We start from the raw sequence: 25,316 nt of genomic DNA on the forward strand, positions 1-25,316 counted from the left end.
CTGCATTTTGTTCCAGCAATGGTTTTTTCCAGCTGTCGGAACAGCAAGACCGGATCAGCGTTACACTCCGGCGACAAGGGGAGATAATATGCAGTTCGACCACGCTTACTACGCGAAAAAATTGGGATTGAAGCTGGTCGACCCGGAAACTTTTACACTCAAACGCGAAACCACAAAAAACGGCGCCCGCTACATTCGCGTGGATGGCCGCCCTGCCGCAAAGAAGCATATTGAACGTATTCTCGCCCTTGCTATCCCACCGGCCTGGACCAACGTTTTATGCTGCGACGACGATTGCGGACATATTCAGGCCATCGGCTACGATGTTCTTGGGCGGCGTCAGTACATCTATCATCCAAATTGGGAAGCTGTCCGCAATAGCACGAAGACCCATCGCCTGCTGGCATTCGGCAAAGCACTGCCGCGAATCCGCAAACGGATTGCGCGTGACATCCAGCGTGCCCCCACATCAGGTAAATCTCTTGCAGCCCTGGCCGTAAAGCTCATCGACAAGAAGGCTTTTCGGGCCGGGCATGAAAAATATGCCAAGGATGGGGGACGCGGCATTGCCACGCTCAAAAGCAGTGACTTGAAGATCAACGGCAATATCGCCAACTTTATTTTCGCCGGCAAATCAAAGAAAACGAACAAGATTTCCATCGCGGATCGCTCTGCCGTCAAGCGCTTGAAGGCGCTGAAACGACGTGGGCGATTGTTTCAATACAAGGAAAATAAACGATGGCGCAGCCTTCATGCTCAAGAGCTCAACGATTATTTACGCGAAGTTTCCGGCTCAAAAGTTAGCACCAAGGATTTTCGGACATTCCACGGATCTGCACGCGCACTGGCATTTCTTGCGGAAGTGGAAGCTGAAACCGATACGCAGAAAAAACGTGCGGTCGCGGCAGCCATGCGCGATGTAAGCAACTTCTTGCGCAATACCCCGGCGGTTACCCGCTCAAGCTACGTCCATCCCCTGGTCACGGAGAGTTTCTTTGCCGGCGAACTGGATCGTTCCTTGCTGCGCGCGCCCCATCGCAAGGGCCTGACAGGACCCGAAACCGGCCTTATGCGCCTCCTTGAGAAAGCTGGCACTTAACCGAAAAAACAGGCCACGCTAAATTTTCTGTTCGGCCGGAAATTTTGCATTGCGGTAAGTAGCGCACAGATAAAGCAAATTAAATGCAGTTTGCGGGACGTGAGAAAATACGCTTAGCTTGGCAGGATTGCCGAGCATCAGGGACGTGTCCCACGTACGCTTGATATGTGCTCGCGCCCAACAATGGAGGCGTATGATGGCACTATTAGATAGAGACAGGCGCATATTTGCAACCAGTGACTGGGAGGTCATGCAGCGAGCACACGACAAGGCTTCGCAAATGTTGGACCGCTGCCCGAAAACCCATTCCCGCTGCAACGAATTGGCGAGAACCGTTATGGCGCTCTTTGACAGTGGTGTTCGAGATGTCGACGAATTGGCGGCAATGGCCGCCAATCGTGAACTCGGTCATCTGGCCGTAACGGGCTATTTTCAAAAGCCCTTCGCCTTCAAATCATCATCGGTGATAAGCGAGAATCGGCATTAAAAAGACTGCTGCAGACGAAACATGCGATGATTGAATCTTGCCCGCAAGATTCAATCACATTTGCCTGACGTTGAAACGACCATATCAGACAATTCATCCGGACCCCGACATCCGTTGAGGCCCTCGGTCGGCTATTTTACCCTCCCCCTCGCATTTTCACCGCCTCAAGTGCCTTTTCGCCAAAGATTAGTCCGTCTTCCCCCAATATCTTCAGCCGGAAAACTGGTTTGGAACAAATTCTCTGCTACATGCAATTGAACGGCTAAATTCAATACAATCATTGGGGGTGATTACATGCCGACACTTTACTCGATAAAACCGGCTTTTCAGAATTTGCTCCGCCCCTTGGTTGGACGTCTTGTGGCAATCGGCGCCACTGCAAATCAGGTCACTGTCGCCGCTACGCTCATCTCCGTGGCGACAGGTGTTGTGATCGCGCTTTTCCCCGATAACACATTGTTGTTCTGGCTGTTGCCCTTGGTACTTTTCGTTCGCATGGCCCTTAATGCGATTGATGGAATGATGGCGCGGGAATTTGGTCAGGCATCGAAGCTTGGTGCCTATCTGAATGAGATCGGCGACATTGTTTCGGATGTAGCTCTTATACTGCCGTTTACGTTGGTATGGCCCTTCGAACCTGTCGACGTTGTGGCGTTCGCCATTACCGCAATCATAGCAGAATATGCAGGTGTGCTGGGGGTGATGACAGGCGGTGGCCGCGCCTATGACGGCCCATTCGGAAAAAGCGACCGCGCTCTGGCGCTAGGCATTATCGCCGCCTTGATCGGCAGCGGTCTTGATCTACCTTCGTGGTTTGGCTGGGTATTCCCGGCTATGGCGCTTCTATCCGTCTTTACCATGATAAATCGTATCCGCGCCGGTCTTCGCCGCGCGAATTCCTGAAATCACCTCTGCCGGAGCAAACCCATGTCCGTTGACTCAACTCTTGATCCCGCAACAGATGGCGTCGAGGAAACTACCTTTCGCACCCACGACGGAACCGAGCTCTTCTATCGCAAGTGGCCAGCGAAATCCAAAAAGCCGAAGGGTGCGATTGTCCTTCTGCACAGGGGGCATGAACATGGTGGCCGTGTTTCCCACCTGGTTGAGGAGCTTGGTCTGAGTGACTTCGCATTCTATGCCTGGGATGCCCGTGGTCATGGCCGTTCACCTGGCGAACGTGGTTATTCTCCATCCTTTGCGGCCTCTGTCCGCGATCTCGACAGCTTTGTAAAACATATATGCGAAACGGGTGGCTTTGCAGTCAAAGATATCGCGGTCATTGCGCAATCAGTGGGTGCCGTTCTGGCGGCAACATGGGTCCATGACTATGCGCCGCCGATCCGCGCGCTGGTGCTCGCATCCCCGGCTTTCAGCGTGAAACTCTATGTGCCATTTGCGCGTGAAGGCATCTGGCTCTGGCAGAAACTAAAGGGGCAGTTCTTCGTAAACTCTTACGTTAAAGCCAAATTTCTCACCCACGATCCAGCGCGTATTGCCTCATTTGACAATGACCCGCTCATCACTCGCGCTATTGCCTCCAATATATTGCTTGACCTGTACACAACTGCCGAACGCGTTGTGAACGATGCGCGCGCCATCATTGTGCCAACGCAAATGCTTATTTCCGGCAGCGACTGGGTGGTCAGACATTCTCCCCAGCATCGGTTCTACGAGAATCTGGCCCATCCTTTAAAAGAACGGCATGTGCTTAAGGGCTTTTACCACGATACTCTTGGCGAGAAAGACCGCACAATCGCCGTTGCCCATGCAAGGCGGTTCATACTTGAATGTTTTGATGTAAAGCCAGATACGCTTGATGTCACAAAAGCCCATCAGACAGGTTTTACCCGCGATGAACAGGACAGATTGTCATCGCCGCATGACCTGCTTTCCTTGAAAGGCCTTTACTGGGCGCTCTACCGCGCCTCCATTGGCTTTAGTGCACTTTTTTCAAAGGGCTTGAAAACAGGCGTTGATACCGGTTTCGATTCCGGTTCCACACTTGATTATGTCTACGAAAATGAACCGCGTGGTATGGGTCCCGGCGGCAAATTAATCGACAAGCAATTTCTGCAAGCCATCGGCTGGCGAGGTATCCGCCAGCGCAAAGTGCATCTGGAAGAGCTTATCGACACTGCTCTGGCAAAGTTGCAGGATGCAGGTCGAAGCACCAATATTCTCGATATTGCTGCTGGTCATGGCCGCTACGTGCTTGATGCGATTGCTAAATCCACGCTGAAACCGACAAGCGTCCGGCTGCAGGATTATTCGCCGATTAATGTGGATGCCGGGCGGAAATCCATCGCAGAGCGTAAGCTGGAAGAGATCGCAAGTTTCCATCAGGCTGACGCTTTTGATGGCGAAAAACTTGCCGCGATCCAGCCCGCGCCGGATCTGGCGATTGTCTCCGGTCTCTACGAGCTTTTTCCGGATAATGCCCTCATCGAACGCTCGCTTGGTGGCCTTGCCAAATCCATGCAGGCTGGCAGTCTTCTGATCTACACCAACCAGCCATGGCATCCTCAACTTGAAATGATTGCACGAGCGCTCACTTCGCATCGTGGCGGCGAGGCCTGGGTCATGCGCCGCCGCACTCAAGCGGAAATGGATCAACTGGTCGCGGCGGCTGGTTTCAGGAAGATTGACCAGCGCATCGATGAGTGGGGCATCTTCACTGTTTGCGTCGCCGAACGCATATGACGGAACAAACCACACCCATCGGAGCATGGCGCTTCGACCAGACTGTCGCCAAACGGGCACTGATCTGGCTTGTTTGTCTTGCGCCCTTGTTTTATGCAAGTTACGGAACTGCCAATTGGCTGGCATCGCAGCGTGCAGATGTTCCCAACATCACCTTTGCCTGGGAACATGCCATTCCCTTTATTGCATGGACGATCTTTCCCTATTGGTCGATCAATCTGTTTTATGGCCTTTCGCTGTTTTTCAACGACACCCCACTTGAAGTTGATCGTTTGGCAAAACGCTATTTAACAGTGCAACTCATCGCCGTTGCCTGCTTCATCGCATTCCCACTGACCGCAATCTTCCAGAAGCCCGCCACCAGCGGCGCTGCCGGGTTTCTTTTTGATATGCTTGGAGGCTTCGACAAACCATTCAATCAAGCGCCATCGCTGCACATCGCCCTTTTGGCGATTATCTGGTCGCATTGGCGCATACGACTGTCAGGCATCACCCGCTGGATGTGGCATATCTGGTGTGCATTGATTGGACTTTCGGTTCTCACCACCTACCAGCACCATTTCATCGACATCCCGACAGGACTGCTTCTAGGCCTGTTTGCGCTATGGCTCTTTCCGGCGCGGGCTCCTTCACCTCTCGCGGCGTTCCGCCTGACCAATGATACCAAAGCGCGACGCATTGGCACCTATTATGCGGCAGGAAGCCTGTTGTTTCTGCTAGCTGCCATTTTTGGAACGGCATCATCGCCCGCATTTCTGTTTTGCCTGTGGCCAGCTCTTGCACTCGCAATAGTGTCTCTTGGCTATTTGGGTGCAGGGCCCGCTGTCTTTCAAAAGAATTTTCAGGGCACGTTTTCTTTTGCCAGCAAATGGCTGCTGGCGCCCTACCGCCTCGGCGCGATCATCAATAGTCGCATCTGGACACGCAATCTTACGGCCTCTGTTGCCATTCGCAAGAACATTCATCTGGGCCGGTTGCCGCGAAGAGACGAGCAGTTGCGATTTGCAACAATCATTGATCTCACTGCTGAGCTGGCAAAGCCTTCCGGTATAAATGTTGACTGGCAATCAGTCCCACTTCTGGATCTCGTTTCACCGCCATCCGCTGAACTGCAGCGAGCAGCTGACGCTATAGAGCTCGCCCGAAACAAGGGTCCCGTTCTTGTTTGCTGCGCTCTCGGCTTCCAGCGCAGCGCTGCCGCAATTGCCATGTGGCTCATGCAGTATGACAGCGCCAAAACTGCTGCCGATGCTATCCAGATAGTCGCATCCAAAGGCAGGCGCATTCATCTAACAGAAGACATGCTTTTTTCAGCGCCAAATCCGCATGAATGAGCGAGCCGCAGCCTTTGCTTCTCGCCTCCAGCGCCAAGGCATGGGTTTTGGCATCGTCACTATTTGCCTGATGCTGATCCTTCTTTTTGGCGAAGCTCGGCGATGGGGTCATATCGCGACTGCCGCCAGCGGCTTCATCGTCTTGTTTCTCGCCGCCTATGTGCTTTTTGAAGCCGCTCTTTTCAGGCTCATAGCTTCAAAGCCAAGCGAAGAAGAAGGCTGCCGTGCGGTGGATAAATTGCTGGCAAAGCTGCATTTGCGAAGATTTCCGCAGGCGACACGCATGCTGGATGCGCGAATGGCGGGCACAAACCGCCTCTTGTTAAAGCTGCATCTTGCATTTGTTGTTTTTCTTGTTCTATTCGCTGGCATTACAACCTATGGGTTGTGGGGGCACATATGAATTTAAAAGCAATGATGAGACGAAGCTGCGCAATGCTGCTGGCCGGGCTGGCACGCGGTATCACGGGTGTTCGTCCAATCTGGCAAGGATGCTCACCATCAGATCGCCAGCGCATATATTTCGCCAACCATTGCAGTCACGGCGACTTTATCCTGCTCTCTTCCAGTTTGCCGCCGCGTGAACGCGAGCGCACACGTGCTGTTGCCGGGGCCGACTACTGGAAGCGCAATAAATTGCGGCACATTTTGGCAAAGGACTTGCTGAATACGGTGCTGGTTGATCGCAATTGGGTCGAGCGTGCGGATGATCCGATGGTCATCATGCTCGATGCACTTACGCAAGGCAGCTCGCTGATTGTCTTTCCCGAAGGCACGCGCAACATGACGGAGGAACCGCTGCTGCGCTTTCGCTCGGGGCTTTACAATCTTGCCCTAGCGCGCCCCGATGTTGAACTCGTGCCCTGCTGGATCGAAAACATGTCACGCGTCCTGCCCAAAGGCGCATTTTTGCCAGTCCCGCTACTATGTCGCGTGGTCTTTGGCACGCCAGTAGTGCTTGAGCCGAATGAGGACCGCAAGGATTTCCTCGCGAGAGCACGCCAATCCCTGCTCGATCTTTCGCCGGAACGGCAGAAGGTGCTTAATCATGGCTGAAACGGTCTGGCTCTTTATCGGCTTGCTCGGCGTGCTCACGCTTGCCAGCGCCATTGCGACCATGCTGACCTGGAAAAGTCGGCGCACAGCGGATGTTCTGCCCTCCACACTGGTCAACCTCAACTCGCGCATCAAGGCGTGGTGGATCATGATTGGCGGCATTTCCGTCGCCTTCCTGTTTGGCAAACAGGGCGTTATTCTCCTGTTCGCTTTCGTCTCATTCGCGGCTTTACGCGAATATGTCACCCTTACCCATACGCGCCGCGGCGATCATCATATCCTCATCGGCATGTTTCTGGTCATCATTCCCATCCAATATTACCTGCTGTGGATTGAATGGTACGGCCTCTACTCAATCTTCGTGCCGGTTTATTGCTTCCTTGCCATGCCAGCCCTGACTGCGATTTCCGGTGATACGGAACGCTTTCTTGAACGTGTCAGCGAGCAGCAATGGGGCATCATGCTGTCGGTCTATTGCATCAGTCATGTACCAGCTCTGCTAACATTACCGATCCCAGGCTTTGAAGGCAAAGGCCTGCTTCTCATCGCCTTCCTGATCGCCACCGTCCAAGGCAGTGACGTGCTGCAATATGTATTTGGCAAGCTGTTTGGAAAGCACAAGGTTGCGCCCAAAATCTCCCCTTCCAAGACTTGGGAAGGTCTGATCGGCGGCATTATCAGCGCTTCGTTGCTGGGAGCGTCATTGGCGTGGCTGACACCATTCACCGTGATTCAAGCCGGTCTGATGGCCGGTCTTGCCTGTATCATGGGATTCTTCGGCGGCCTCGTTGCTTCAGCTATCAAGCGGGATCGCGGCGTCAAGGATTGGGGCCATATGATTGAAGGCCATGGCGGTATGCTCGACCGGGCGGACAGCCTGATTTTCGCCGCCCCGGTCTTTTTTCACATCGTTCGCTATTTCTGGGTTCCCTAGGTCAGACCCTAGAGCAAATCCGCCTTGGCGAGATCACGCAGCAAATGGCTTGTTCCGTAAGTCCAGGCTGCACACTCGGTCGAAAGCCTGACACGGTTCGACAATGTACCCAACGTCGGCGTGGAAATTGAAACCACGTCATTCATCTTATGGGTGAAGCCCTTGCCCGGGCCATCGCGGTCTTTGACCGGTGCGAACATGGTACCGAGATAGAGCACCAGACCGTCCGGATATTGATGGTGCCGGCCAATAGTCGCTTCCACCAGCGATTCTGGTGTGCGCGAAATCTTGGCCATGTTCGACGCACCATCCAGAACAAAACCATCCGTGCCCTCGACACGCATGCTAAGCTCGGCGTTCTTTACCGTTTCGATTGTAAAATCTCCATCGAAAAGACGAATGAGCGGCCCGACTGCCCCCGACGCATTATTATCCTTGGCCTTGCCGAGAAGCAGTGCCGAACGACCTTCAACGTCGCGCAAATTCACATCATTGCCAAGCGTCGCACCAACAATCCTCCCGGCACTCGAAACCACCAGCACAATTTCCGGTTCCGGATTGTTCCAGCTTGAAATTGGATGGAGACCCACATCAGAACCGTAACCGACTGTCGACATCGGCTGGCCCTTGGTAAAGATTTCCGCATCGGGTCCAATTCCCACTTCGAGATATTGGCTCCACGCGCCTCGGGCAATCAAGGCTTCCTTGACCTTCATGGCTGCCGGGGAACCTGGCACAATCTGTGATAGATCCGCACCAATCAGATTGAGAACATCGGTACGCAGCGAATCCGCCTTTGCCTTGTCGCCTTTGGCTTGCTCTTCAATGACACGTTCAAGCATTGATGCCACAAAGGTAACACCTGAAGCCTTCACGGCCTGCAAATCGATTGGCGATACCAGAGACGGTGCGCCTGAATTGCTGGTTTCCGACCAGCTGTTTTCAACAATCGTGTTGATATCGCCGATTTCCACGCCTTCAGCTTGCGCCACATAAGCTGCGGGGTTTTCCAGTTCAGCTATATCGCGAACCGTTGGCGCTGATTTACTCGTTATATCGAAGACTGTCCCCCCACGCACAGTGATGACACGCGGATAGTTGCAACCCGGCAATTTGGCTCTACCGAGTAGAATACCCTTGTCAGGAACAGTTGCACTGGACATGGCTCGACTTCCTTCAGACTTGCAATAAGAATTCATGGGCGGGGATAGGCTGGTATCATTTATGCGGCACAAGACTGCGCCAATCAAGGCCGCAGCGTAAACTTTGCCAGAAGCAGATCTGCTGACACCGATATGTCAGCAGGCGTGAGTTTGCTGCTGCTGCTTCATTGCATGTCCAGTCGAACCCGGCTCTAATTGTTTTGGATATACGACAGATGGAACAACCAGAATGATATCTCCATACCGGCTGGGGCTGATATTTGTAACGGCTTCTGCAGTCGCCTGGAGCCTTGCCGGATTGTTCACCCAAATCATACCCCTGGACAGTTGGACCATCCTGTCGTGGCGAGGCATATTTGGTGCTATCGGCCTTGCCGTGGTGATCTTGATCACCGAGCGCGGCAAGCATTGGAAAGAAATCTTCCGTATCGGCAAGCCGGGCTGGCTCTTTGTAATTGTGTCGGGCATCTGCATGGTCTTCTTTATAAATGCACTCAAGGAAACCACCGTTGCCCATGTGGCGGTAATCTACGCGACAATTCCTTTCTGTGCGGCGACGCTAGCTTGGCTCGTTATGGGCGAGCAGCCGGAAATCCGCGCGATAGTGGCCAGCTTGGCCGCGCTCGCTGGGGTGGTCATCATGGTCGGGTTGGGCACTGAAGGTACACTCTTCGGCGATCTTCTTGCTTTTGGCATGACGTTGGGAATGGCAGTCCTCATGATTATTGTCCGCCGTCATCCAGATATCGCCGTCATGCCTGCAACTTGTCTATCTGCCCTGTTCAGTTCGGTCATATGCTGGCCGTTTGGCGATGCTCTTGCAGTATCCAATCAGAATCTGCTGCTGATCGCCCTCTTTGGACTGATGGTGTCCGCGGTTGGCGTTGCTCTCTTCGCGCTCGGCGCTAAACATCTTCCACCCATTGAAACAGCCCTTATCGGGTCGCTGGACGCGCCACTCGCTCCGCTCTGGATATGGATCGCATTCGGAGAAATACCGGGCAGCAGCACCTTGATTGGCGGCAGCATTGTCTTTGGCGCTGTCATGCTTCACATCATTTTCAGCGCGTCGAAAAGCAAGCCAGCACCCATTCTAAGTTGAACATCCCTGCTCTCAACGGTTGACGATTGGCCGCTCTCCGGTCATTCCTGAAGCACATCCTACTTGGTGCCAACCGGCGCCTCAGCGTACTGGCAGACAATAATGGCCGCGACCAACATTTCCTTCGCCCGCTCTACCTTGATCATGCTCACCGTGGGGGTTCTTATCCTGCTCGGTATCGTTGCCTCGACGATCTGGCTGGTTACCGAAAGCCGCCAGCGCTTCGATAATGTTGTCGCTGCGCGCAGCATTCGCAGCAACTCAGCCGATCTTCTCTCAACCATGCAGGATGCCGAAACAGGTCAGCGGGGCTATCTTCTCTCTCAAGAGGACAGTTTTCTAAACCCCTATAAAACCGCATTGGCAACCCTTACCGCACGGCAGGAGGCACTGGGGCGAAGCGTTAAAAACAGCCCGAAATTTGCCGCCCGCCTGCCGGAGTTGAACAGGCTCATCACGCTGAAGACAGAAGAAATGAACCGGACATTGGAGCTTGCCGGTAGCGGCAAGACAGCCGAAGCCATTGGCATCGTTCGTGCAGGCTCCGGGCAGAGGTCAATGGACGGCATCCGGGAATTGTTAAGTGCGCTCATGGTCGAGTCTGAGCTTGATCTCCAGCGCGGAATGGACGAGCAGTCCAGTGCGATCGCGGCATTGCAACGGGCGACAATAGTGGGCGCAGTAGCCATTGTGGCTGTGCTTGGCGGCGCGATCTTTATTATTTTCCAGCATGTCCGCGACCTGTCGACGGCACGCCGCGAGGTTGAACTTCTCAATACCAGCCTTGAGGAACGCGTCAATGAGCGCACCGAAGACCTCATTCGGGCCAATCAGGAAATCCAGCGATTTGCCTATATTGTTACCCATGACCTGCGCGCGCCGCTCGTCAATATCATGGGCTTCACCAGCGAACTTGAAACCTCTCTCAAGGCGATCCAGGGCTATATTCTGAACGACGGCGAGCCATTGACTGAAGAAGACGCAAAACTTGCACGGATCGCAGCCAGCGAAGATTTGCCGGAAGCCATTTCCTTTATCAGGTCATCAACGAAGAAAATGGATGGGTTGATCAACGCGATCCTTAAAATCTCCCGCGATGGCCGCCGTGAATTGAAGCCGGAGCCAATCGATCTCAAGGCTCTGCTGGAAGTGAGCGCAGCCAGCATAAACCACCAGATCGCTGAACTGGACGGCAAGGTGGATATCTCTGGTAAAATGCCAAAGATCACAACTGACAGGCTGTCTCTTGAGCAGATTTTTGGAAACCTGTTCGACAATGCCGTTAAATATGCCAGCCCGGACCGACCACTGGAATTATCAGTCCGCGCCTATAATGACGGATACAAATTCATACGCGTAGACGTTTCCGATAATGGACGCGGCATTTCCGAAGACGACCTTGAACGTGTCTTCGAACTGTTCCGGCGTTCGGGCCAGCAGGACAAGCCAGGGGAAGGTATCGGACTTGCCCATGTACGCTCTCTTATCCGAAAGCTTGGCGGCGATATCTTCGTAAAATCAACATTTGGAAAAGGCAGCACCTTTGTGCTACGGCTTCCCTCGGATTTGACTAAAGTAGTAGGAGTTTAGCGGCGTGCAAGGTACTGGCAAAGAAGTCACTATCGTTATGATCGAAGATGATGAAGGTCACGCACGCCTCATCGAAAAGAATGTTCGGCGTGCTGGCGTCAACAATCCGATTGTTCCCTTTTCCGACGGCAATTCCGCGCTCGATTTCATTTTGGGCAAGGAGCGTACCGGCGAAGGAAACAAGAATAATTATCTTCTTATCCTGCTGGATCTCAACCTGCCCGATATGTCTGGCATTGATATTCTGGAGAAAATAAAGAGCAATCCGCATACCAAGCGGTTGCCCGTGGTTATTTTGACGACAACCGATGATGAAGGCGAGATCCAACGCTGTTACGACCTCGGGGCGAATGTCTATATAACCAAACCAGTTGAATATGACAGTTTTGCCAATGCCATCCGGCAGTTGGGTCTATTCTTCTCCGTCATGCAAATTCCTTGATCGATCCGAAAATCATGCCGGGCAAAATTCTCTATGTTGATGATGATCCAGCGCTCGTTCGTCTGGTGCAAAAAGCGCTGGGTCGTTCGGGTTTCGAGATCGTTCATGCCGATAATGTTGCTACCGGGCTGGAAATACTCGGCCAGGGCGACATCGACGTCATTGTCCTTGATCATTATTTGCAAACCACGACTGGCACCGAATTTCTGAAAATACTGCGCGAGAATGGGATAACTGTTCCTGTTGTTTACGTGACAGGGTCGAGTGAAGCGAAGATCGCCGTTGATGCCCTGAAGGCGGGTGCTGCCGATTATGTCATAAAGACTGTCGGCGAAGAGTTTATGCCCTTGCTTGAAAGCGCCGTAGCGCAGGCTATTGCAACTGCGGAATTACGCCGTGACCGTGAGCGGGCCGATATGGAAATTCTACGCGGCAAGGAACGTGCCGAGGTACTGCTTGCCGAGGTCAATCATCGTGTTGGCAACAGCCTTGCTCTCGTTGCGGCCCTGATACGATTGCAAATTTCAAGCATCGACAATGAGGAAGTCAAGCACGCGCTGACCGAGGCGCAAGCACGCATCACGGCCATTGGCGGGATGCATCGCAGTCTCTACAGTTCCGATGATGTGCGCCAGGTCGAGATGGACAAATACCTCGCCAGCCTCACCTCGGAACTTCGCAGTTCGTTGGAACACGCTGATCGTAAACTAGTGATTTCGCTCGATGTGCAAGACATCCGGCTTTCGTCGGATCAAGCTGTATCTGTCGGCATGGTGGTAACGGAACTGGTCACAAATGCCTATAAATACGCGTATCCCGGAACCAATGACGGTGAGATCAGAATATCGTTTCTTCGCTCCGGAGACGACAAGGCAGTGCTAGCTGTCGAAGATGATGGCGTTGGCTTGAAACAAGGCGACCAGCCAAAGGGCACTGGACTGGGCACCCGCATCGTCAAGGCCATGGCTGCAAGTCTCGGTACTAAAATAGATTACACTGCACGCGATAAGGGAACGCGGGCCGAAATGGCCGTCAACGCTGCTGGCTGATCGAAACGCTCGGATTCCGTCATTGCATCGTGCAAATCCATGGGTTAACTCTGTACTCCGCAAAAGCCCCGCTGATATCCGCAAAGGAACTGTGGGCGGCAATAGCGCAGCAAATTCGAGGATCTGCGTAACTGATATGGGAGGGGCCTGAATGTCACCGTTGCTGACTGTCACCGGTTGGATCGACGAACTCAGTCGTCGAATAGGTATTGTTGCGATTTATTTCGTTCTCTTTGCCTCATTGGTTTGTGCGTTTAATGCCTTCTTGCGCTACAGCATCGGAGGCCTGATCTGGCTGGAACAGAATGTGGGCGGTGCCGGGCTTTTCCGCGGAATTCTGGGCGTTTATGGACGCAATTCCAATTCGCTTTCCGAGGCACAATGGTACCTTTTTGCCGGAATGGTCATGTTAGGCGGCGCTTGGACCTTCAAGCTGAATGAACATGTCCGCGTCGACCTCGTTTATGGTTCGGTCAGCGAAAGAACCAGAACATGGATCGATCTTCTCGGTGGGATCTTCTTTTTGCTGCCGATCTGCGCCTTGATGATCTACTTCACCTGGCCGTGGTTCGTTCTTTCATGGGTCACCAATGAAGCATCGTCAAATTCGGGCGGCCTGCCACTTTGGCCGGTCAAGCTCAGCCTGCCCGTAGGATTTGCGCTCGTGGGCCTTCAGGGCATCTCGGAAATAATCAAATGCTATCTCGCCCTCACATCCGATTACGTGCGTGAATTCGCCTACGAGAAGCCTGTTCAATGATAACATTTTTTGCTGATAATCTTGCCCCGTTGATGTTCTTCGGGCTGATCATCTTTATGGTGATCGGCTATCCTGCCGCTTTCTCTCTTGCAGCTGTTGGCCTGTTTTTCGGGTTCATCGCCATCGAGATGGGGGCTATCGGTCCGGACTTCCTTGGAAATCTAACCTATCAGATGTTTTCGGTGCTCTCCAACGAGTTGCTCCTCGCTATCCCGTTCTTTACCTTCATGGGCGTGATTCTCGAACGATGCGGCCTTGCCGAAGATTTGCTCGATGGTTTCGGACAATTATTCGGCGGCGTACGCGGCGGCCTTTCCTATGCAGTCATCCTTGTCGGCGCCATCCTTGGCGCAATCACCGGCACGGTGGCTGCCTCTGTCATCGCCATGGGCCTCATATCGCTGCCTGTCATGGCTAAATATGGCTATAATATCCGGCATGCCACGGGTGTCATCGCGGCATCCGGAACAATAACACAGCTCATTCCACCGTCGCTCGTCCTGATCGTTCTTGCTGACCAGCTCGGCAAGTCGCCGGGTGACATGTATATCGGCGCCACTGGGGCCAGCATCGTTCAAGTTCTGTTGTTTGCCGGTTGGGTATTCATCCTCAGCATTATCAAGCCACATTACGTTCCCGCACTTCCTCCGGAAGCTCGCACCCTGCGCGGCTGGCCGCTATTTGTTCGTTGTGCACGCGGCATGATCCCCTCGCTCGCCCTTATCTTCATCGTTCTCGGCACCATTTTCATGGGCCTTGCTACACCGACAGAAGCTGGCGCGATGGGCGTTGTTGGCGCCATGCTCATGGCTTGGCTGAACAGCCGCCTCACATGGAAACTCGTCTATGAAGCAATGACCATGACCATGCGGCTAACCGCCATGGTTGTCTTCATCCTTCTCGGCGCGCGCGTTTTCAGCCTGGTTTTCCAGGGTGTGGGCGGCAGTCACTGGATCGAAGGTATGCTGACATCCTTGCCTGGCGGTGTTGTCGGCTTCCTCATCTTCGTCAATATCTTTATCTTCGTCATCGCGTTTTTCCTGGATTTCTTTGAAATCGCCTTCATCATTATTCCGCTTTTGGCCCCCGCCGCCAGCGCATTGGGCATCGATCTGATCTGGTTCGGCGTCATGATCTGCGCCAACATGCAGACCAGCTTCATGCACCCGCCATTCGGCTTTGCACTGTTCTACTTGCGAGGTATTGCACCCAAATCAATCAAGACCAGCGATATTTATATGGGCGCAATCCCATGGCTGGTGCTGCAATTGATTTTGGTTGGCCTCCTCATTGCCTTCCCCGGCATGGTGACCTATTTCCTTGATCCTGCTGTGGCCGTGGATATGGAGAACTTCAAGATCGAGCTGCCCAATGCGCCAGCGAATGATCTTGGCAACGCACCATCATTTGACCTCGGCCAGCCACCCTCGTTCAAATGATTGCTATAAATCGGCGAAGTATAAATTTCGCCGATTTAACCTTCCGCAAATTTTCTGCTGAGGAAGCGGGAGCTCTTCGCGCCAAAGCGCCAAGGCGTTTCCGCGCCCTTTGTGATGCCGATACGCGGTCCGATGCTTAGTTCAATCGGATCCGCGCGCTGTTCGAGAGAAAAGGGCGCTTCCAGAATAGGCAAACCATCGTGGGACTTGGTAACACCGAGAGCCTGCGCAACCCTGCCCGGCCCCGAGCACAATAGTCGTGGATTGTCGGTTGACCGTCTCTCACTCATCGTCTCCATACCCAGCAAAGGCTCCAATGCTCTGATCAAAACTGCGGAGCCGGGCAGGCAGACAATATTCAGGCACCAATGAATGCCGTATGATCGGTAGACATAGGCGTTTCCCGCTGGCCCGAACATTGCCTTGTTGGAAGGGCCAGGGCCTCTGAAACTATGCGATGCCGGGTCGTCTTGCGTATAGGCTTCAGTCTCGACAATCCGTCCGCCGACACCATGAAGAAAGAGCTTCGCGCCAATAAGATCTCTTGAAACTGTAACCGCGTCACGTTGAAAGAACTCCGGCGTAATCATCGCACCTCCTTTAAATTAGCCGCCACAGTTTTCATCCTTCAACGCTTTGAAAAAAATTTAAGAGCACTTGTAGGAGATATTACCCATGGTTCGTCCTTGAGGCACTACATCACACTCAAAAGGACGAACGAAGATGGAAAATATCGCATATGCCGGCAACATTTCCGGCAAGAGCCTGTGGGTTGGCCGTATCCTCAGCGGCATTTTTATACTGTTCATGATCTTTGATGGCGGCATCAAGCTCGTGCCACTGGATATTGTTATCCAGACAAGCGCTGAAATCGGGCTTCCAACCACGGTGGCATTCGCGCGCGGCCTTGGTATCTTGGGCTTGGTTTGTACCGCTCTCTATGCCTGGCCGCGCACTTCCATACTGGGTGCGATCCTGCTCACAGGCTATCTCGGCGGCGCAATCCTCACACAATTGCGCATTGGCAATCCGCTGTTTACGCATCTGTTCTTCGGCGTTTATCTTGGCCTGATCATGTGGGGAGGTCTTTATCTGCGTGACCGTCGCCTTCGGGCTCTTATCCCATTCAATTAGGAGTGGCGCAAACTTTCGATCGCGTCAGAAATCGGACTTCCCGGCCATTATCCAGCGAGAACATTCCGCCGCGGCCGGGAACCACATCGATAATAAGCTCGGTATGCTTCCAGACATCATATTGCGACGCGCTGATATAAACCGGCGCACCGCCAATCTCACCAAGCTTCACATCATTATCGCCGATGATAAAGTCACCCTGCGCATAGCACATGGGAGACGAGCCATCGCAACAGCCCCCAGACTGGTGAAACAGGATTGGGCCATATTCGGATTGCAAAGTTGCAATCAACTCGAGCGCCGCTGGTGTCGCGCTCACCTTGTTTTCAACCATATGGTCCATGCACACCTCCAACCTCTCCTCGGCTTACCAATCGGTAGTAAAACCATTTGAAAATTCAGCCTGACAAGGCATGGTACGCCCGTCAGGCTGTATTCACATCGGTTTTTAGAAGAAGCCGAGTTTCTTTGGACTATAGCTTACCAGCATATTCTTGGTTTGCTGATAGTGATCAAGCATCTTCAGGTGGTTTTCACGGCCGATGCCCGATTGCTTATATCCCCCAAACGCGGCATGAGCCGGATAGGCGTGATAACAATTGGTCCAGACGCGACCGGCCTGAATGGCGCGGCCAAAGCGGTAGCACCTGTTAGCATCACGACTCCAAATGCCTGCGCCGAGGCCGTAAAGCGTATCATTGGCGATAGACAGGGCTTCGTCATCATCTTTGAACGTCGTCACCGAAACGACAGGGCCAAAGATTTCTTCCTGGAAAATCCGCATCCGGTTATGACCCTTGAACACGGTCGGATGCACGTAATAACCCCCGGCAAGATCGCCGGACAGAACATTGCGTTCGCCGCCGATAAGAACCTCAGCGCCTTCCTGTTTGCCAATGTCCATATATGACAGGATTTTTTCCAGCTGTTCACTGGATGCCTGCGCACCAATCATGGTCGCTGGATCAAGCGGATCGCCCTGTACGATGGCTTCCACGCGCTTAAGGGCACGCTCCATGAAACGATCATAGATTGACTCGTGAATGAGCGCGCGGCTCGGGCAGGTACAGACCTCGCCCTGGTTAAGCGCAAACATGACGAAACCCTCGATGGCCTTGTCAAAGAAGTCATCATCCTCAGCCACCACATCCTTGAAGAATATATTTGGTGACTTGCCGCCCAGCTCCAGCGTAACGGGAATAAGGTTCTGGCTGGCATATTGCATGATCAGACGACCCGTCGTGGTCTCGCCGGTAAAGGCGATCTTGGCAATGCGCGGGCTCGACGCGAGCGGTTTTCCTGCTTCCAGACCAAAACCATTGACGATGTTGAGAACACCCGGCGGCAGGATATCGGCAATCAGTTCCGCAAGTACCAGAATCGAGGCCGGGGTCTGCTCGGCAGGTTTAAGCACCACGCAATTGCCCGCCGCCAATGCCGGGGCGAGTTTCCACACAGCCATCAATATTGGGAAATTCCACGGAATGATCTGTCCGACAACACCGAGCGGTTCGTGGAAGTGATAGGCCACAGTATCGTGGTCAATCTCTGAAATTCCGCCTTCCTGCGCACGGATGGCACCGGCAAAATAGCGGAAGTGATCGATTGCAAGCGGCATGTCGGCTGCCGTCGTTTCGCGGATTGGTTTGCCATTGTCCCAGGTTTCAGCCTGCGCCAACATAGCAAGATTATCTTCCATTACCTGTGCAATCTTGTTGAGCATGACGCTGCGCTCAGCGGCACTTGTCCGGCCCCAGGCATCCTTTGCAGCATGAGCGGCGTCCAACGCGGCCTCCACATCGCTGGCATCAGACCGGGCAATTTCGCACAGCACCTGCCCGTTGACCGGCGATGTATTCTCGAAGTAACGGCCTGCCTTCGGCTCGACGAATTTCCCGCCAATGAAGTTGCCGTAGCGTTTCTTGAAGTTGGGTTTGACGGTTCGGTTGAATTCTACCTTGTTCATTGAACTTCCTCCCTGAAGCAACGCGTCAGGGTAAGGACCGGACGCATTGCACGATTTCCATACCGCCTCCTCGCGGCATATTCAGAGGATCGCGCTTTACAGCTTGAGTGTCATCCCTGGCAGGCAAAGCGAATGCAGGATTTGTCGCAATATTGAGACACATGAAAGTCTCAGTTCAAGCCAAGCCGTTTAAGCTTGCGATGCAGGGTAGCTCTGCTCATGCCCATCATGTTCGCGGCAATGGAAACATTGCCATCTGCTTTTCGCAGAACTCGCTGGATCACGCTGCGTTCGGCGGCTGCAAATCCTCGTTCCGCATCGGTATCCTGCCCGAGCAGATTCGCCGCAGGTAATGGGCTGCTCAGGCTTTCGTCAGTCAGCCCGAGAAGTGCACGCGCCGAACGCGATGCGCCAACCACAAGATCGTCCTCGTCCACTGCAATCAATGCGTTCAAAGCCCGGTCATGGCCGCGTTCAGTACCCTGTGCCATGACGATGCGCGCTTTGGGAAAGGCCAATCGGAAATTTTCCGCTTCCACCCGCCGGGCGGCATCCACCACAGCCATGGCAATGAGTTTGACAAAGCCCTCGGTCAGATCGGAACGTGCCGACGATACGTCAATCGCCGCCATCAGCCGCCCGCGATGATCGAAAATCGGTGCTACAGTACAAGAAAGCGCTGTGTTGCGACTGCGGAAATGCTGGTCGCGGTGGATCGTCAGGGCACGTTGTTCAGCCAGCGCTGTGCCAATGCCATTGGTGCCCTCGCACTCTTCGCTCCAGACTGCTCCCGTCCAAAGTCCCGCCTTGCAAAAGGTGGCATCATCGCCCTCATAGCCCCGGCGGTCGACAGGAACACCATTCTTGTCTGCCAACAGGACGCAACATCCCGCACCACCCACCGCCGAATAAAGCCGGTCGAGTGCGATTTCTGCCGTTTCTATGAGAGATCCCAGCTCTTCACGCGCTTCACGCAATTCCTGATCGGTTAGCATGTTTGGCGGCGTGCCCTCATCAGGCTTCAAGCCGTAGAGACGCATTGAACGGCCCCAGGATGCAACGACCGCTGACTGCGCGGCAGCGTCACCTGTCACGGCAGATTGGATATGCTCGGCATGTAAGCCGTCATCCTGCGTTCCCATGGTCCTCCTCCGAAGTCCATGTACAGGGTGACGCCTGTTCTCGCCTACGTCAAGTCACCTATTGGTGGCGGCAACCGGGGCTGTTCTACCGACGCAATTTAAAGGCGCAGGTCCAAAACGCCCCCGGTTATAATCGCAGCTATTCTCCAATCTCGTCATATGACCTTTTCAGCAAATATGTATCCATGATCCAGCCCTTTTGCGCGCGCGCAACATTTCGCAACCGCTCAATATCGTCAACGACATCGCGCAGCTTGCCGGACATGAGAATCTCGTCTTCCGTTCCTATGTAAGCACCCCAATAAATATCGACATCTTCATCAATTGCCTTGAACGCGCCCTCGCCATCGAGCATCACAATCACGCTTTCCGAATTGTTCGGAAAACCTTCGGCAAGCTTGCGCCCGGTGGTTATCGTAATGGACTCGCCGATTCGATTGAGCACAACCTTATGCTTTGCCGTGAGCGCCTGAATGCTGGTGATGCCGGGAATGACATCATAGTCCAGTTCGAAATTGCCCTTTGCGTTCAGTCTGTCGAGAATGCGGATCGTGCTGTCATAAAGCGATGGATCACCCCATACGAGGAAAGCACCACACTCATCATCGCCAAGCTCCTCCATCAGCAGGTGCGCATAGGTCGCTTCCATTTTGTCGTGCCAGTCCGTGACACTTGTTCGATAGGTAGAGGACGGTTTCGCGCGCAGCGGCGTTTCAAAATCCACCATGCGGTAGTGGGGGGCGGTGATGAAACGCTCGCAAATTTCCCGACGGATGCGGGACAGCTGTTCTTTCTCAGCTCCCTTATCGGGAATGAAAAACACATCGACCTGATTGAGCGCATTGACTGCCTGTATGGTCACGTAGTCTGGGTTGCCCGCGCCAATTCCGATGATGAGCACTTTGCGTTTCACTGGGGCACACGCGAGGCCGACGATAGTTCCGACCTTTGACTCTCTTCGATCAAAGCACAGAACAGTTCGTGGAGGCGTTTTGCCCCCGCATGTTTTCCGGCATAGGCCTCAAGCTTTATAATCTCCTGGCTTGCAGCTGCAACAATATTGGTGCCGCGAGGCCGGGAGAGCAGCCAGGCAAAAAACACGTCTTCCGGCACAGTTGCCGCGTTGACCGATTGTGGGTTGCTATATTGATTTGTATTGGCGCCGAGTATCATGCTTAACCCCGATTGTTGGGGGCAAGGGTCAAGCGCGAAGATTGCAGATAGTCAGCCTGCGGCAAACCATTGCAAGCGACACACCGGGACACCCCGCCCGTGGACGTTCATCATGTTTCGGCAGGTCTCCTGGCTCACAGGTCAGTATTGCTGTCTGGCCTTCCCGGGAAATCCCAGTGACCTTTTGCCTGAACGAATTCAAGCGACAGCAACTCGCTGTTTACAGTTGCGGGGGCAGCGCCGGCATTGGTGAATATCACTTCACCGGCTTCCCTCTTAGCTCCCGGCTTTGCAGCACGGGAGAACCGGAACACTCTTATAAGAACCCAGCCCACCTATTGAGGTCAACAGGGCATGCGTAAATTTATCGGGGGGAAACCGGTAAACGGCTGAATGCGGCGCATCACCAATAGAAAATGGCGCAGGCTGGTGCCCGCGCCATTCCAAACTATTCAAACAAGATCAAGCGGCGAGAACTTCTTCCGCATCTTCCGGCACTTCAGAAATTGTCCGCAGGATTTGCGACGCGATCTGGTAGGGGTCGCCCTGCGAATTCGGACGGCGATCTTCAAGATAACCGCGATAGCCATTGTTTACAAAGCTGTGCGGAACGCGGATTGATGCACCGCGATCAGCAATGCCGTAGCTGAACTGGTGGATCGACTGGGTTTCATGCTTGCCGGTAAGGCGCATATGATTGTCCGGTCCATATACGGCGATATGGGCAGCGCAATTCTGCTCAAATGCCGCCATGACCTTTTCGAAGTAATCCTTGCCGCCGACTTCACGCATATAGGTGGTGGAGAAGTTGGCATGCATGCCCGAACCATTCCAATCAGTATCGCCGAGCGGCTTGCAATGATATTCGATATCGATGCCGTATTTTTCAGTCAGGCGCTGCAGGAGATAGCGTGCAATCCAGACCTCATCGGCAGCCTTCTTGGAACCTTTTCCGAAAATCTGGAATTCCCACTGGCCTTTTGCCACTTCAGCATTGATGCCTTCATGGTTGATGCCGGCATTCAGGCAGATATCGAGATGCTCTTCGACGATCTTGCGGGCGATATCGCCAACATTGCTGTAGCCAACGCCTGTATAATATGGGCCCTGCGGCGCAGGAAAACCTGTCTCAGGGAAGCCGAGCGGGCGGCCGTTCTTGTAGAAGAAATATTCCTGTTCGAAGCCGAACCATGCGCCGTCATCATCAAGAACAGTTGCGCGGGTGTTGGAAGGATGCGGTGTCTTGCCATCGGGCATCATGACTTCGCACATGACGAGAACGCCATTCTTGCGTTCACTGTCCGGATAAAGAGAAACAGGCTTCAATACGCAATCCGAGCTTTTGCCCTCTGCCTGCATTGTCGAGCTTCCATCGAAGCCCCAAAGCGGCAATTGTTCCAGCGTCGGAAATACGTCGAATTCCTTGATCAGCGTCTTACCGCGAAGATTTGGCGAAGGGACATAACCGTCGAGCCAGATATATTCGAGTTTATATTTTGCCATTCCGTTTCTCTCATATTTTATTGTGCAGACCGGTTGCGAGGCTTGCATCGTGGAGCGCAGTTCGCAGATAGAATTGACAATGCAAACAGCGTGCCAATTCGCTCAGCCGGATCGCAAAAATTTGAAAAACATATTAGCCGGATATTTTTAGCGGTGCTTTTTGCAGTTTGAAGCTGCCATTGCTATGCTGACGGCTCAGAAAAACCGCTTTTACCAATCGCCACGTTGATGCATTTTTAGGCAGGTGCGGAATTTCTAGGCATGATAAGGCGCAAATTCTGTCGCGAGCTTGGAACCAATAACTCACTTCCGGATTAACGATCTGGAATGAACGAAATGGAGAGTATTATGGAAAGTGCCGGAATCGGGTGGATCGCAGCAATCATCATTGGTGGCGTTGCGGGCTGGCTTGCAGAGATGTTCATGAAGAGCAACATGGGCGTCATCATGAACATCATACTCGGGATCGTGGGCGCGATAATCGCCAACGCGATCCTTTCCATGGTCGGCGTCGTCCTTACAGGCTGGCTGGGCTATTTGATTGCAGGCTTTATCGGCGCCTGTATTCTTATCGCTGTTGCCCGCATGTTCAAACGAACAGCCTGATTTGATTAATGAGAAACGGCAGCGAGTATAGCCTCGCTGCGAATTTCCTCGGTCAATTGAAGCCGTATCCGGGCAAACTCGGGTGCGGCTTTAACCGTGTAATGGCGCGGATGTCCCAGCGGTACCGGCGTGATCGACTTGATACGGCCCGGCCGCGCTGACATCGTAACCACGCGTGACGCCAGAAAAATCGCTTCTTCAATATCGTGCGTGACAAAGATAACTGTCTTTTGTTCCCGCTCCCAAATACTGAGCAGCAGTTCCTGCATCAAGCCTCGCGTCTGGTTATCCAGCGCTCCGAAAGGCTCATCGAGAAGTAGTATTTTCGGATCATTCGCCAAGGCGCGGGCAATTGCCGTGCGCTGCTGCATGCCACCGGACAATTGCTTTGGCCAATGGTTTTCAAATCCTTTAAGTCCCACCTTGTCGATGTAAGAGGCGACAATTTCAGCTTTTTCCTTTGCGCCGACGCCGCGTTCTGTCAGGCCGAAACCGATATTCTGTTCGATCGTCAGCCATGGAAACAGCGTATAGGACTGGAACACGACACCGCGATCTGCGCCTGGACCTTTCACCTCTTTGCCATCAAGCGTGACCGTGCCCGTGGTCGGCCGGTCAAGCCCCGCAACAATACGTAACAGCGTGGATTTTCCGCAGCCGGATGGTCCGAGGATGGACACGAAATCATTGTGCGGAACAGTCAAATCCGTCGGTTGCAGCGCCTGCACAGGCTGCCCGCCGCGAACACCCGGAAAGACACGGCTCACGCCTTTAATGATGAGCGTGCTCATGCGAGCCTCCATGCAAAAAGGCGGCGATTGACCGACTTGAACAGGAAATCTGAAATCAAACCGATAATGCCGATAACAATAATGCCGAAAATAATCTGACCTGTAGCGAGCAGCGCCTGACTGTTGATGATCATATACCCGATACCGGAGGATGCGCCGATCATTTCAGCCACGATGACATAGGTCCACGCCCAGCCCAGAACCAGCCGCAATGTCTCAGCCACGTCCGGGGCATTGGCAGGAATAAGCACGCGCTTGACCACACCCCGGTCATTGGCGCCGAGTGTATAGGCCGCTTCCACCAGGTCTCGCCTTGTATTGGCAACGGCAACGGCAACCATGAGAATGATTTGAAAAACGGCACCGATGAAAATCACCAGCAGCTTTTGCAATTCGCCGATACCCGCCCACAAAATGAGAAGCGGAATAAATGCCGATGCAGGGAGATAACGCGCGAAGGATACAAATGGCTCAAGCAGGGCTTCGATCGGTTTGTAAGCTCCCATCGCAATGCCAAGCGGCACGGCGATAATGGCAGCAATGATGAAGCCGCCAACAACACGCCAGATCGTCATTCCGATATCATAGAGAAAGTTCTGCTCCGACAGCAAAATCCAGCCATCATTCACCATGGTCAGAGGGTCTGCAAGAAAGGTGCTGGATACAAAGCCGCCGAAAGTCGCAAAAGACCAGCCACCGACAAAGAGAATGAAAAACAGAATACCCAGAAGTATCCGCGCTTGCGCCCCGATGGGCTGTAAAGGTCTGAACATAAAGTCCCCTTAGCAAAAACGAAGAGCGGACAATGCCCGCTCTTCGCGCAAGCCTCATTATTGTATGAAGCTGGTATCTACAATTGTTGAAAGATCGGGCTTCTTTTTGATGATGCCAATTTCAAGCAGCAATTCTGCAGCTTCCTCAGAAAAGGTCATGAATTCCTTTTCGAAGAAGATCTTGTTTGCAGCCTGATCCTGCCACTTCAGATATTGGGCAGATTCTGCGAACTTTGCACCGGACTGCTTTACATCTGCTCCCATGATCTCAAAGGATTTATCCTTGTCTGAAGCAATCAGGGCCAATGCATCAAAATAGCTTTTGGCCAGCGCTTTTGCAGCTTCAGGATTCTTCTCCAGAAACTCATTCGTGCAGCCGAAAGTATCCATCACAGCCGGATAATCCAATGTGGTGGCGATGATCTTGCCCTTGTCTGGCGCAGCGCGAACAGTGGACAGATATGGCTCATAGGTCATGGCCGCGTCATTCTGCCCAGCGACAAAAGCCTGTGCCGCCGGTCCAGGTTCCATATTGACTACTTTCACGTCTTTGATCGAAAGACCATTCTTCTTCAGCATCCATGCCAGCACGAAATAAGGCGAGGTGCCAGGTGCAGAGGCCGCAACGGATTTGCCCTTGAGGTCAGCAATCGCGTTGACATCGCTGCGTACCACCATTCCGTCCGCGCCAAAGGATTTGTCCATCTGGAAAATCTGCTTCGTCGCGACACCATTGGCATTCCACGAAATCCATGTTTCCACGGTGGTTGCCGCGCATTGAACATCGCCGGAAGCAAGCGCCAGATGACGGCTGGCTTGCGGAATTTTGGTCAGCGTCACATCAAGACCGTTCTTCTTAAAAATTCCGGCCTGCTTTGCCAGCGTCAGCGGCGCGAAACCTGTCCATCCGGAAAGGCCGACGGAAACTGCTGTCTCTGCAAGTGCAGCGGTGGGAAAAAGTGCAAAAGCAACAGACGCGATTGCGATGTATTTTTTTAAACTCATCGTGACAGAACCCCTTTGTTTATTTTTTTGGCAAGCAGATATCTGACTATATGATAGGCAGGCCG

27 protein-coding genes and 1 riboswitch are annotated in these 25,316 nt (G+C 53.3%); of the genes, 16 read left to right on the forward strand and 11 right to left on the reverse strand.

Translation table 11 applies throughout. The features are described 5' to 3' along the window. Positions 1 to 88 precede the first annotated feature (88 nt). The 8 genes from V9K95_RS21200 (at position 89) to V9K95_RS21235 (ending at position 7,613) form a co-directional block, all read left to right on the forward strand. Positions 89 to 1,099 (forward strand): DNA topoisomerase IB, encoded by a 1,011-nt coding sequence (locus V9K95_RS21200; RefSeq protein WP_336442060.1) that lies wholly within the window; start codon positions 89 to 91, stop codon positions 1,097 to 1,099. Positions 1,100 to 1,295: 196 nt separating this feature from the next. Beyond that, positions 1,296 to 1,586, forward strand: coding sequence for a hypothetical protein (locus tag V9K95_RS21205; RefSeq protein WP_162802579.1), 291 nt, complete (start codon positions 1,296 to 1,298; stop codon positions 1,584 to 1,586). Positions 1,587 to 1,880: 294 nt separating this feature from the next. Then, the gene (locus tag V9K95_RS21210) at positions 1,881 to 2,489 is read left to right on the forward strand and encodes a CDP-alcohol phosphatidyltransferase family protein (RefSeq protein WP_336442059.1); all 609 of its coding nucleotides are present in this window, start codon (positions 1,881 to 1,883) and stop codon (positions 2,487 to 2,489) included. 24 nt (positions 2,490 to 2,513) lie between these two features. Further along, positions 2,514 to 4,289, forward strand: a complete 1,776-nt coding sequence (locus tag V9K95_RS21215; protein ID WP_336442058.1) for a bifunctional alpha/beta hydrolase/class I SAM-dependent methyltransferase — start codon at positions 2,514 to 2,516, stop codon at positions 4,287 to 4,289. Beyond that, positions 4,286 to 5,623 (forward strand): phosphatase PAP2/dual specificity phosphatase family protein, encoded by a 1,338-nt coding sequence (locus V9K95_RS21220; protein ID WP_336442056.1) that lies wholly within the window; start codon positions 4,286 to 4,288, stop codon positions 5,621 to 5,623. The genes V9K95_RS21215 and V9K95_RS21220 overlap by 4 nt, the downstream gene beginning before the upstream one ends. After that, positions 5,616 to 6,026 carry a hypothetical protein gene (locus V9K95_RS21225; protein WP_336442055.1) on the forward strand — a complete coding sequence of 137 codons (411 nt, stop codon included), beginning with the start codon at positions 5,616 to 5,618 and terminating at the stop codon, positions 6,024 to 6,026. The genes V9K95_RS21220 and V9K95_RS21225 overlap by 8 nt, the downstream gene beginning before the upstream one ends. Continuing rightward, positions 6,023 to 6,679 carry a lysophospholipid acyltransferase family protein gene (locus tag V9K95_RS21230; protein ID WP_307280747.1) on the forward strand — a complete coding sequence of 219 codons (657 nt, stop codon included), beginning with the start codon at positions 6,023 to 6,025 and terminating at the stop codon, positions 6,677 to 6,679. The genes V9K95_RS21225 and V9K95_RS21230 overlap by 4 nt, the downstream gene beginning before the upstream one ends. Next, positions 6,672 to 7,613, forward strand: a complete 942-nt coding sequence (locus V9K95_RS21235; protein ID WP_115054181.1) for a phosphatidate cytidylyltransferase — start codon at positions 6,672 to 6,674, stop codon at positions 7,611 to 7,613. Before V9K95_RS21230 ends, V9K95_RS21235 begins: the two co-directional genes overlap by 8 nt. Before the next feature lie 8 nt (positions 7,614 to 7,621). Here the strand turns inward: V9K95_RS21235 and V9K95_RS21240 are convergent, their stop codons facing one another. Further along, positions 7,622 to 8,776, reverse strand: coding sequence for a fumarylacetoacetate hydrolase family protein (locus V9K95_RS21240; protein ID WP_336442054.1), 1,155 nt, complete (start codon positions 8,774 to 8,776; stop codon positions 7,622 to 7,624). A 229-nt stretch (positions 8,777 to 9,005) separates the two neighbouring features. On the opposite strand from V9K95_RS21240, the gene V9K95_RS21245 reads away from it, so the two are divergent. The 6 genes from V9K95_RS21245 (at position 9,006) to V9K95_RS21270 (ending at position 15,158) form a co-directional block, all read left to right on the forward strand. Then, a complete protein-coding gene (locus V9K95_RS21245) occupies positions 9,006 to 9,878 on the forward strand; it encodes a DMT family transporter (RefSeq protein WP_336442053.1) in 873 nt (290 codons plus the stop codon). A 102-nt stretch (positions 9,879 to 9,980) separates the two neighbouring features. Next, positions 9,981 to 11,468 carry a sensor histidine kinase gene (locus V9K95_RS21250; protein ID WP_307280759.1) on the forward strand — a complete coding sequence of 496 codons (1,488 nt, stop codon included), beginning with the start codon at positions 9,981 to 9,983 and terminating at the stop codon, positions 11,466 to 11,468. Positions 11,469 to 11,472: 4 nt separating this feature from the next. Then, a complete protein-coding gene (locus V9K95_RS21255; protein ID WP_115054177.1) occupies positions 11,473 to 11,910 on the forward strand; it encodes a response regulator in 438 nt (145 codons plus the stop codon). Then, entirely contained in the window at positions 11,907 to 12,959 is a 1,053-nt protein-coding gene (locus V9K95_RS21260; RefSeq protein WP_307280762.1) for a response regulator, read from the forward strand. Before V9K95_RS21255 ends, V9K95_RS21260 begins: the two co-directional genes overlap by 4 nt. Positions 12,960 to 13,110: 151 nt before the next feature. After that, positions 13,111 to 13,719: a TRAP transporter small permease subunit gene (locus V9K95_RS21265; RefSeq protein ID WP_115054176.1), complete on the forward strand. Its 609-nt coding sequence runs from the start codon at positions 13,111 to 13,113 to the stop codon at positions 13,717 to 13,719. Next, entirely contained in the window at positions 13,716 to 15,158 is a 1,443-nt protein-coding gene (locus tag V9K95_RS21270) for a TRAP transporter large permease (RefSeq protein ID WP_115054175.1), read from the forward strand. Before V9K95_RS21265 ends, V9K95_RS21270 begins: the two co-directional genes overlap by 4 nt. Positions 15,159 to 15,193: 35 nt before the next feature. Here the strand turns inward: V9K95_RS21270 and V9K95_RS21275 are convergent, their stop codons facing one another. After that, on the reverse strand, positions 15,194 to 15,748 hold the full coding sequence (locus tag V9K95_RS21275; protein ID WP_307280770.1) for a DNA-3-methyladenine glycosylase: 555 nt from the start codon (positions 15,746 to 15,748) through the stop codon (positions 15,194 to 15,196). 133 nt (positions 15,749 to 15,881) lie between these two features. On the opposite strand from V9K95_RS21275, the gene V9K95_RS21280 reads away from it, so the two are divergent. Then, positions 15,882 to 16,292 (forward strand): DoxX family protein, encoded by a 411-nt coding sequence (locus V9K95_RS21280; RefSeq protein ID WP_307280773.1) that lies wholly within the window; start codon positions 15,882 to 15,884, stop codon positions 16,290 to 16,292. Here the strand turns inward: V9K95_RS21280 and V9K95_RS21285 are convergent. The 6 genes from V9K95_RS21285 to V9K95_RS21310 form a co-directional block, all read right to left on the reverse strand. After that, positions 16,285 to 16,635 carry a DUF779 domain-containing protein gene (locus V9K95_RS21285; RefSeq protein WP_115054172.1) on the reverse strand — a complete coding sequence of 117 codons (351 nt, stop codon included), beginning with the start codon at positions 16,633 to 16,635 and terminating at the stop codon, positions 16,285 to 16,287. The two genes, V9K95_RS21280 and V9K95_RS21285, sit on opposite strands and share 8 nt — an antisense overlap. Before the next feature lie 105 nt (positions 16,636 to 16,740). Next, on the reverse strand, positions 16,741 to 18,258 hold the full coding sequence (adh, locus tag V9K95_RS21290; RefSeq protein WP_336442052.1) for an aldehyde dehydrogenase: 1,518 nt from the start codon (positions 18,256 to 18,258) through the stop codon (positions 16,741 to 16,743). A gap of 170 nt (positions 18,259 to 18,428) precedes the next feature. Further along, positions 18,429 to 19,400: a GAF domain-containing protein gene (locus V9K95_RS21295; protein WP_336442051.1), complete on the reverse strand. Its 972-nt coding sequence runs from the start codon at positions 19,398 to 19,400 to the stop codon at positions 18,429 to 18,431. 139 nt (positions 19,401 to 19,539) lie between these two features. Further along, complete coding sequence (cobF, locus tag V9K95_RS21300; protein WP_336442050.1) at positions 19,540 to 20,313, reverse strand: precorrin-6A synthase (deacetylating); 774 nt, start codon at positions 20,311 to 20,313, stop codon at positions 19,540 to 19,542. Continuing rightward, a complete protein-coding gene (locus V9K95_RS21305) occupies positions 20,310 to 20,573 on the reverse strand; it encodes a hypothetical protein (RefSeq protein ID WP_336442049.1) in 264 nt (87 codons plus the stop codon). Before V9K95_RS21305 ends, cobF begins: the two co-directional genes overlap by 4 nt. Before the next feature lie 102 nt (positions 20,574 to 20,675). Then, a riboswitch (cobalamin riboswitch) is annotated at positions 20,676 to 20,898 on the reverse strand. A gap of 137 nt (positions 20,899 to 21,035) precedes the next feature. Continuing rightward, positions 21,036 to 22,076, reverse strand: coding sequence for a glutamine synthetase beta-grasp domain-containing protein (locus V9K95_RS21310; protein WP_115054167.1), 1,041 nt, complete (start codon positions 22,074 to 22,076; stop codon positions 21,036 to 21,038). A 348-nt stretch (positions 22,077 to 22,424) separates the two neighbouring features. Between V9K95_RS21310 and V9K95_RS21315 the strand changes: the two genes are divergently transcribed. Beyond that, the gene (locus V9K95_RS21315) at positions 22,425 to 22,682 is read left to right on the forward strand and encodes a GlsB/YeaQ/YmgE family stress response membrane protein (protein ID WP_115054166.1); all 258 of its coding nucleotides are present in this window, start codon (positions 22,425 to 22,427) and stop codon (positions 22,680 to 22,682) included. 5 nt (positions 22,683 to 22,687) lie between these two features. Here the strand turns inward: V9K95_RS21315 and V9K95_RS21320 are convergent, their stop codons facing one another. The 3 genes from V9K95_RS21320 to V9K95_RS21330 are packed head-to-tail and all read right to left on the reverse strand — an operon-like array spanning position 22,688 to position 25,251. Further along, the gene (locus V9K95_RS21320) at positions 22,688 to 23,473 is read right to left on the reverse strand and encodes an ABC transporter ATP-binding protein (RefSeq protein ID WP_307280793.1); all 786 of its coding nucleotides are present in this window, start codon (positions 23,471 to 23,473) and stop codon (positions 22,688 to 22,690) included. Beyond that, positions 23,470 to 24,246, reverse strand: coding sequence for an ABC transporter permease (locus tag V9K95_RS21325; RefSeq protein WP_307280797.1), 777 nt, complete (start codon positions 24,244 to 24,246; stop codon positions 23,470 to 23,472). Before V9K95_RS21325 ends, V9K95_RS21320 begins: the two co-directional genes overlap by 4 nt. Positions 24,247 to 24,303: 57 nt before the next feature. Further along, entirely contained in the window at positions 24,304 to 25,251 is a 948-nt protein-coding gene (locus V9K95_RS21330) for an ABC transporter substrate-binding protein (protein ID WP_115054163.1), read from the reverse strand. Positions 25,252 to 25,316 lie beyond the last annotated feature (65 nt).

Origin of the sequence: Phyllobacterium sp. CCNWLW183 (assembly GCF_037203775.1) — a bacterium.
Lineage (GTDB): Bacteria > Pseudomonadota > Alphaproteobacteria > Rhizobiales > Rhizobiaceae > Phyllobacterium > Phyllobacterium ifriqiyense.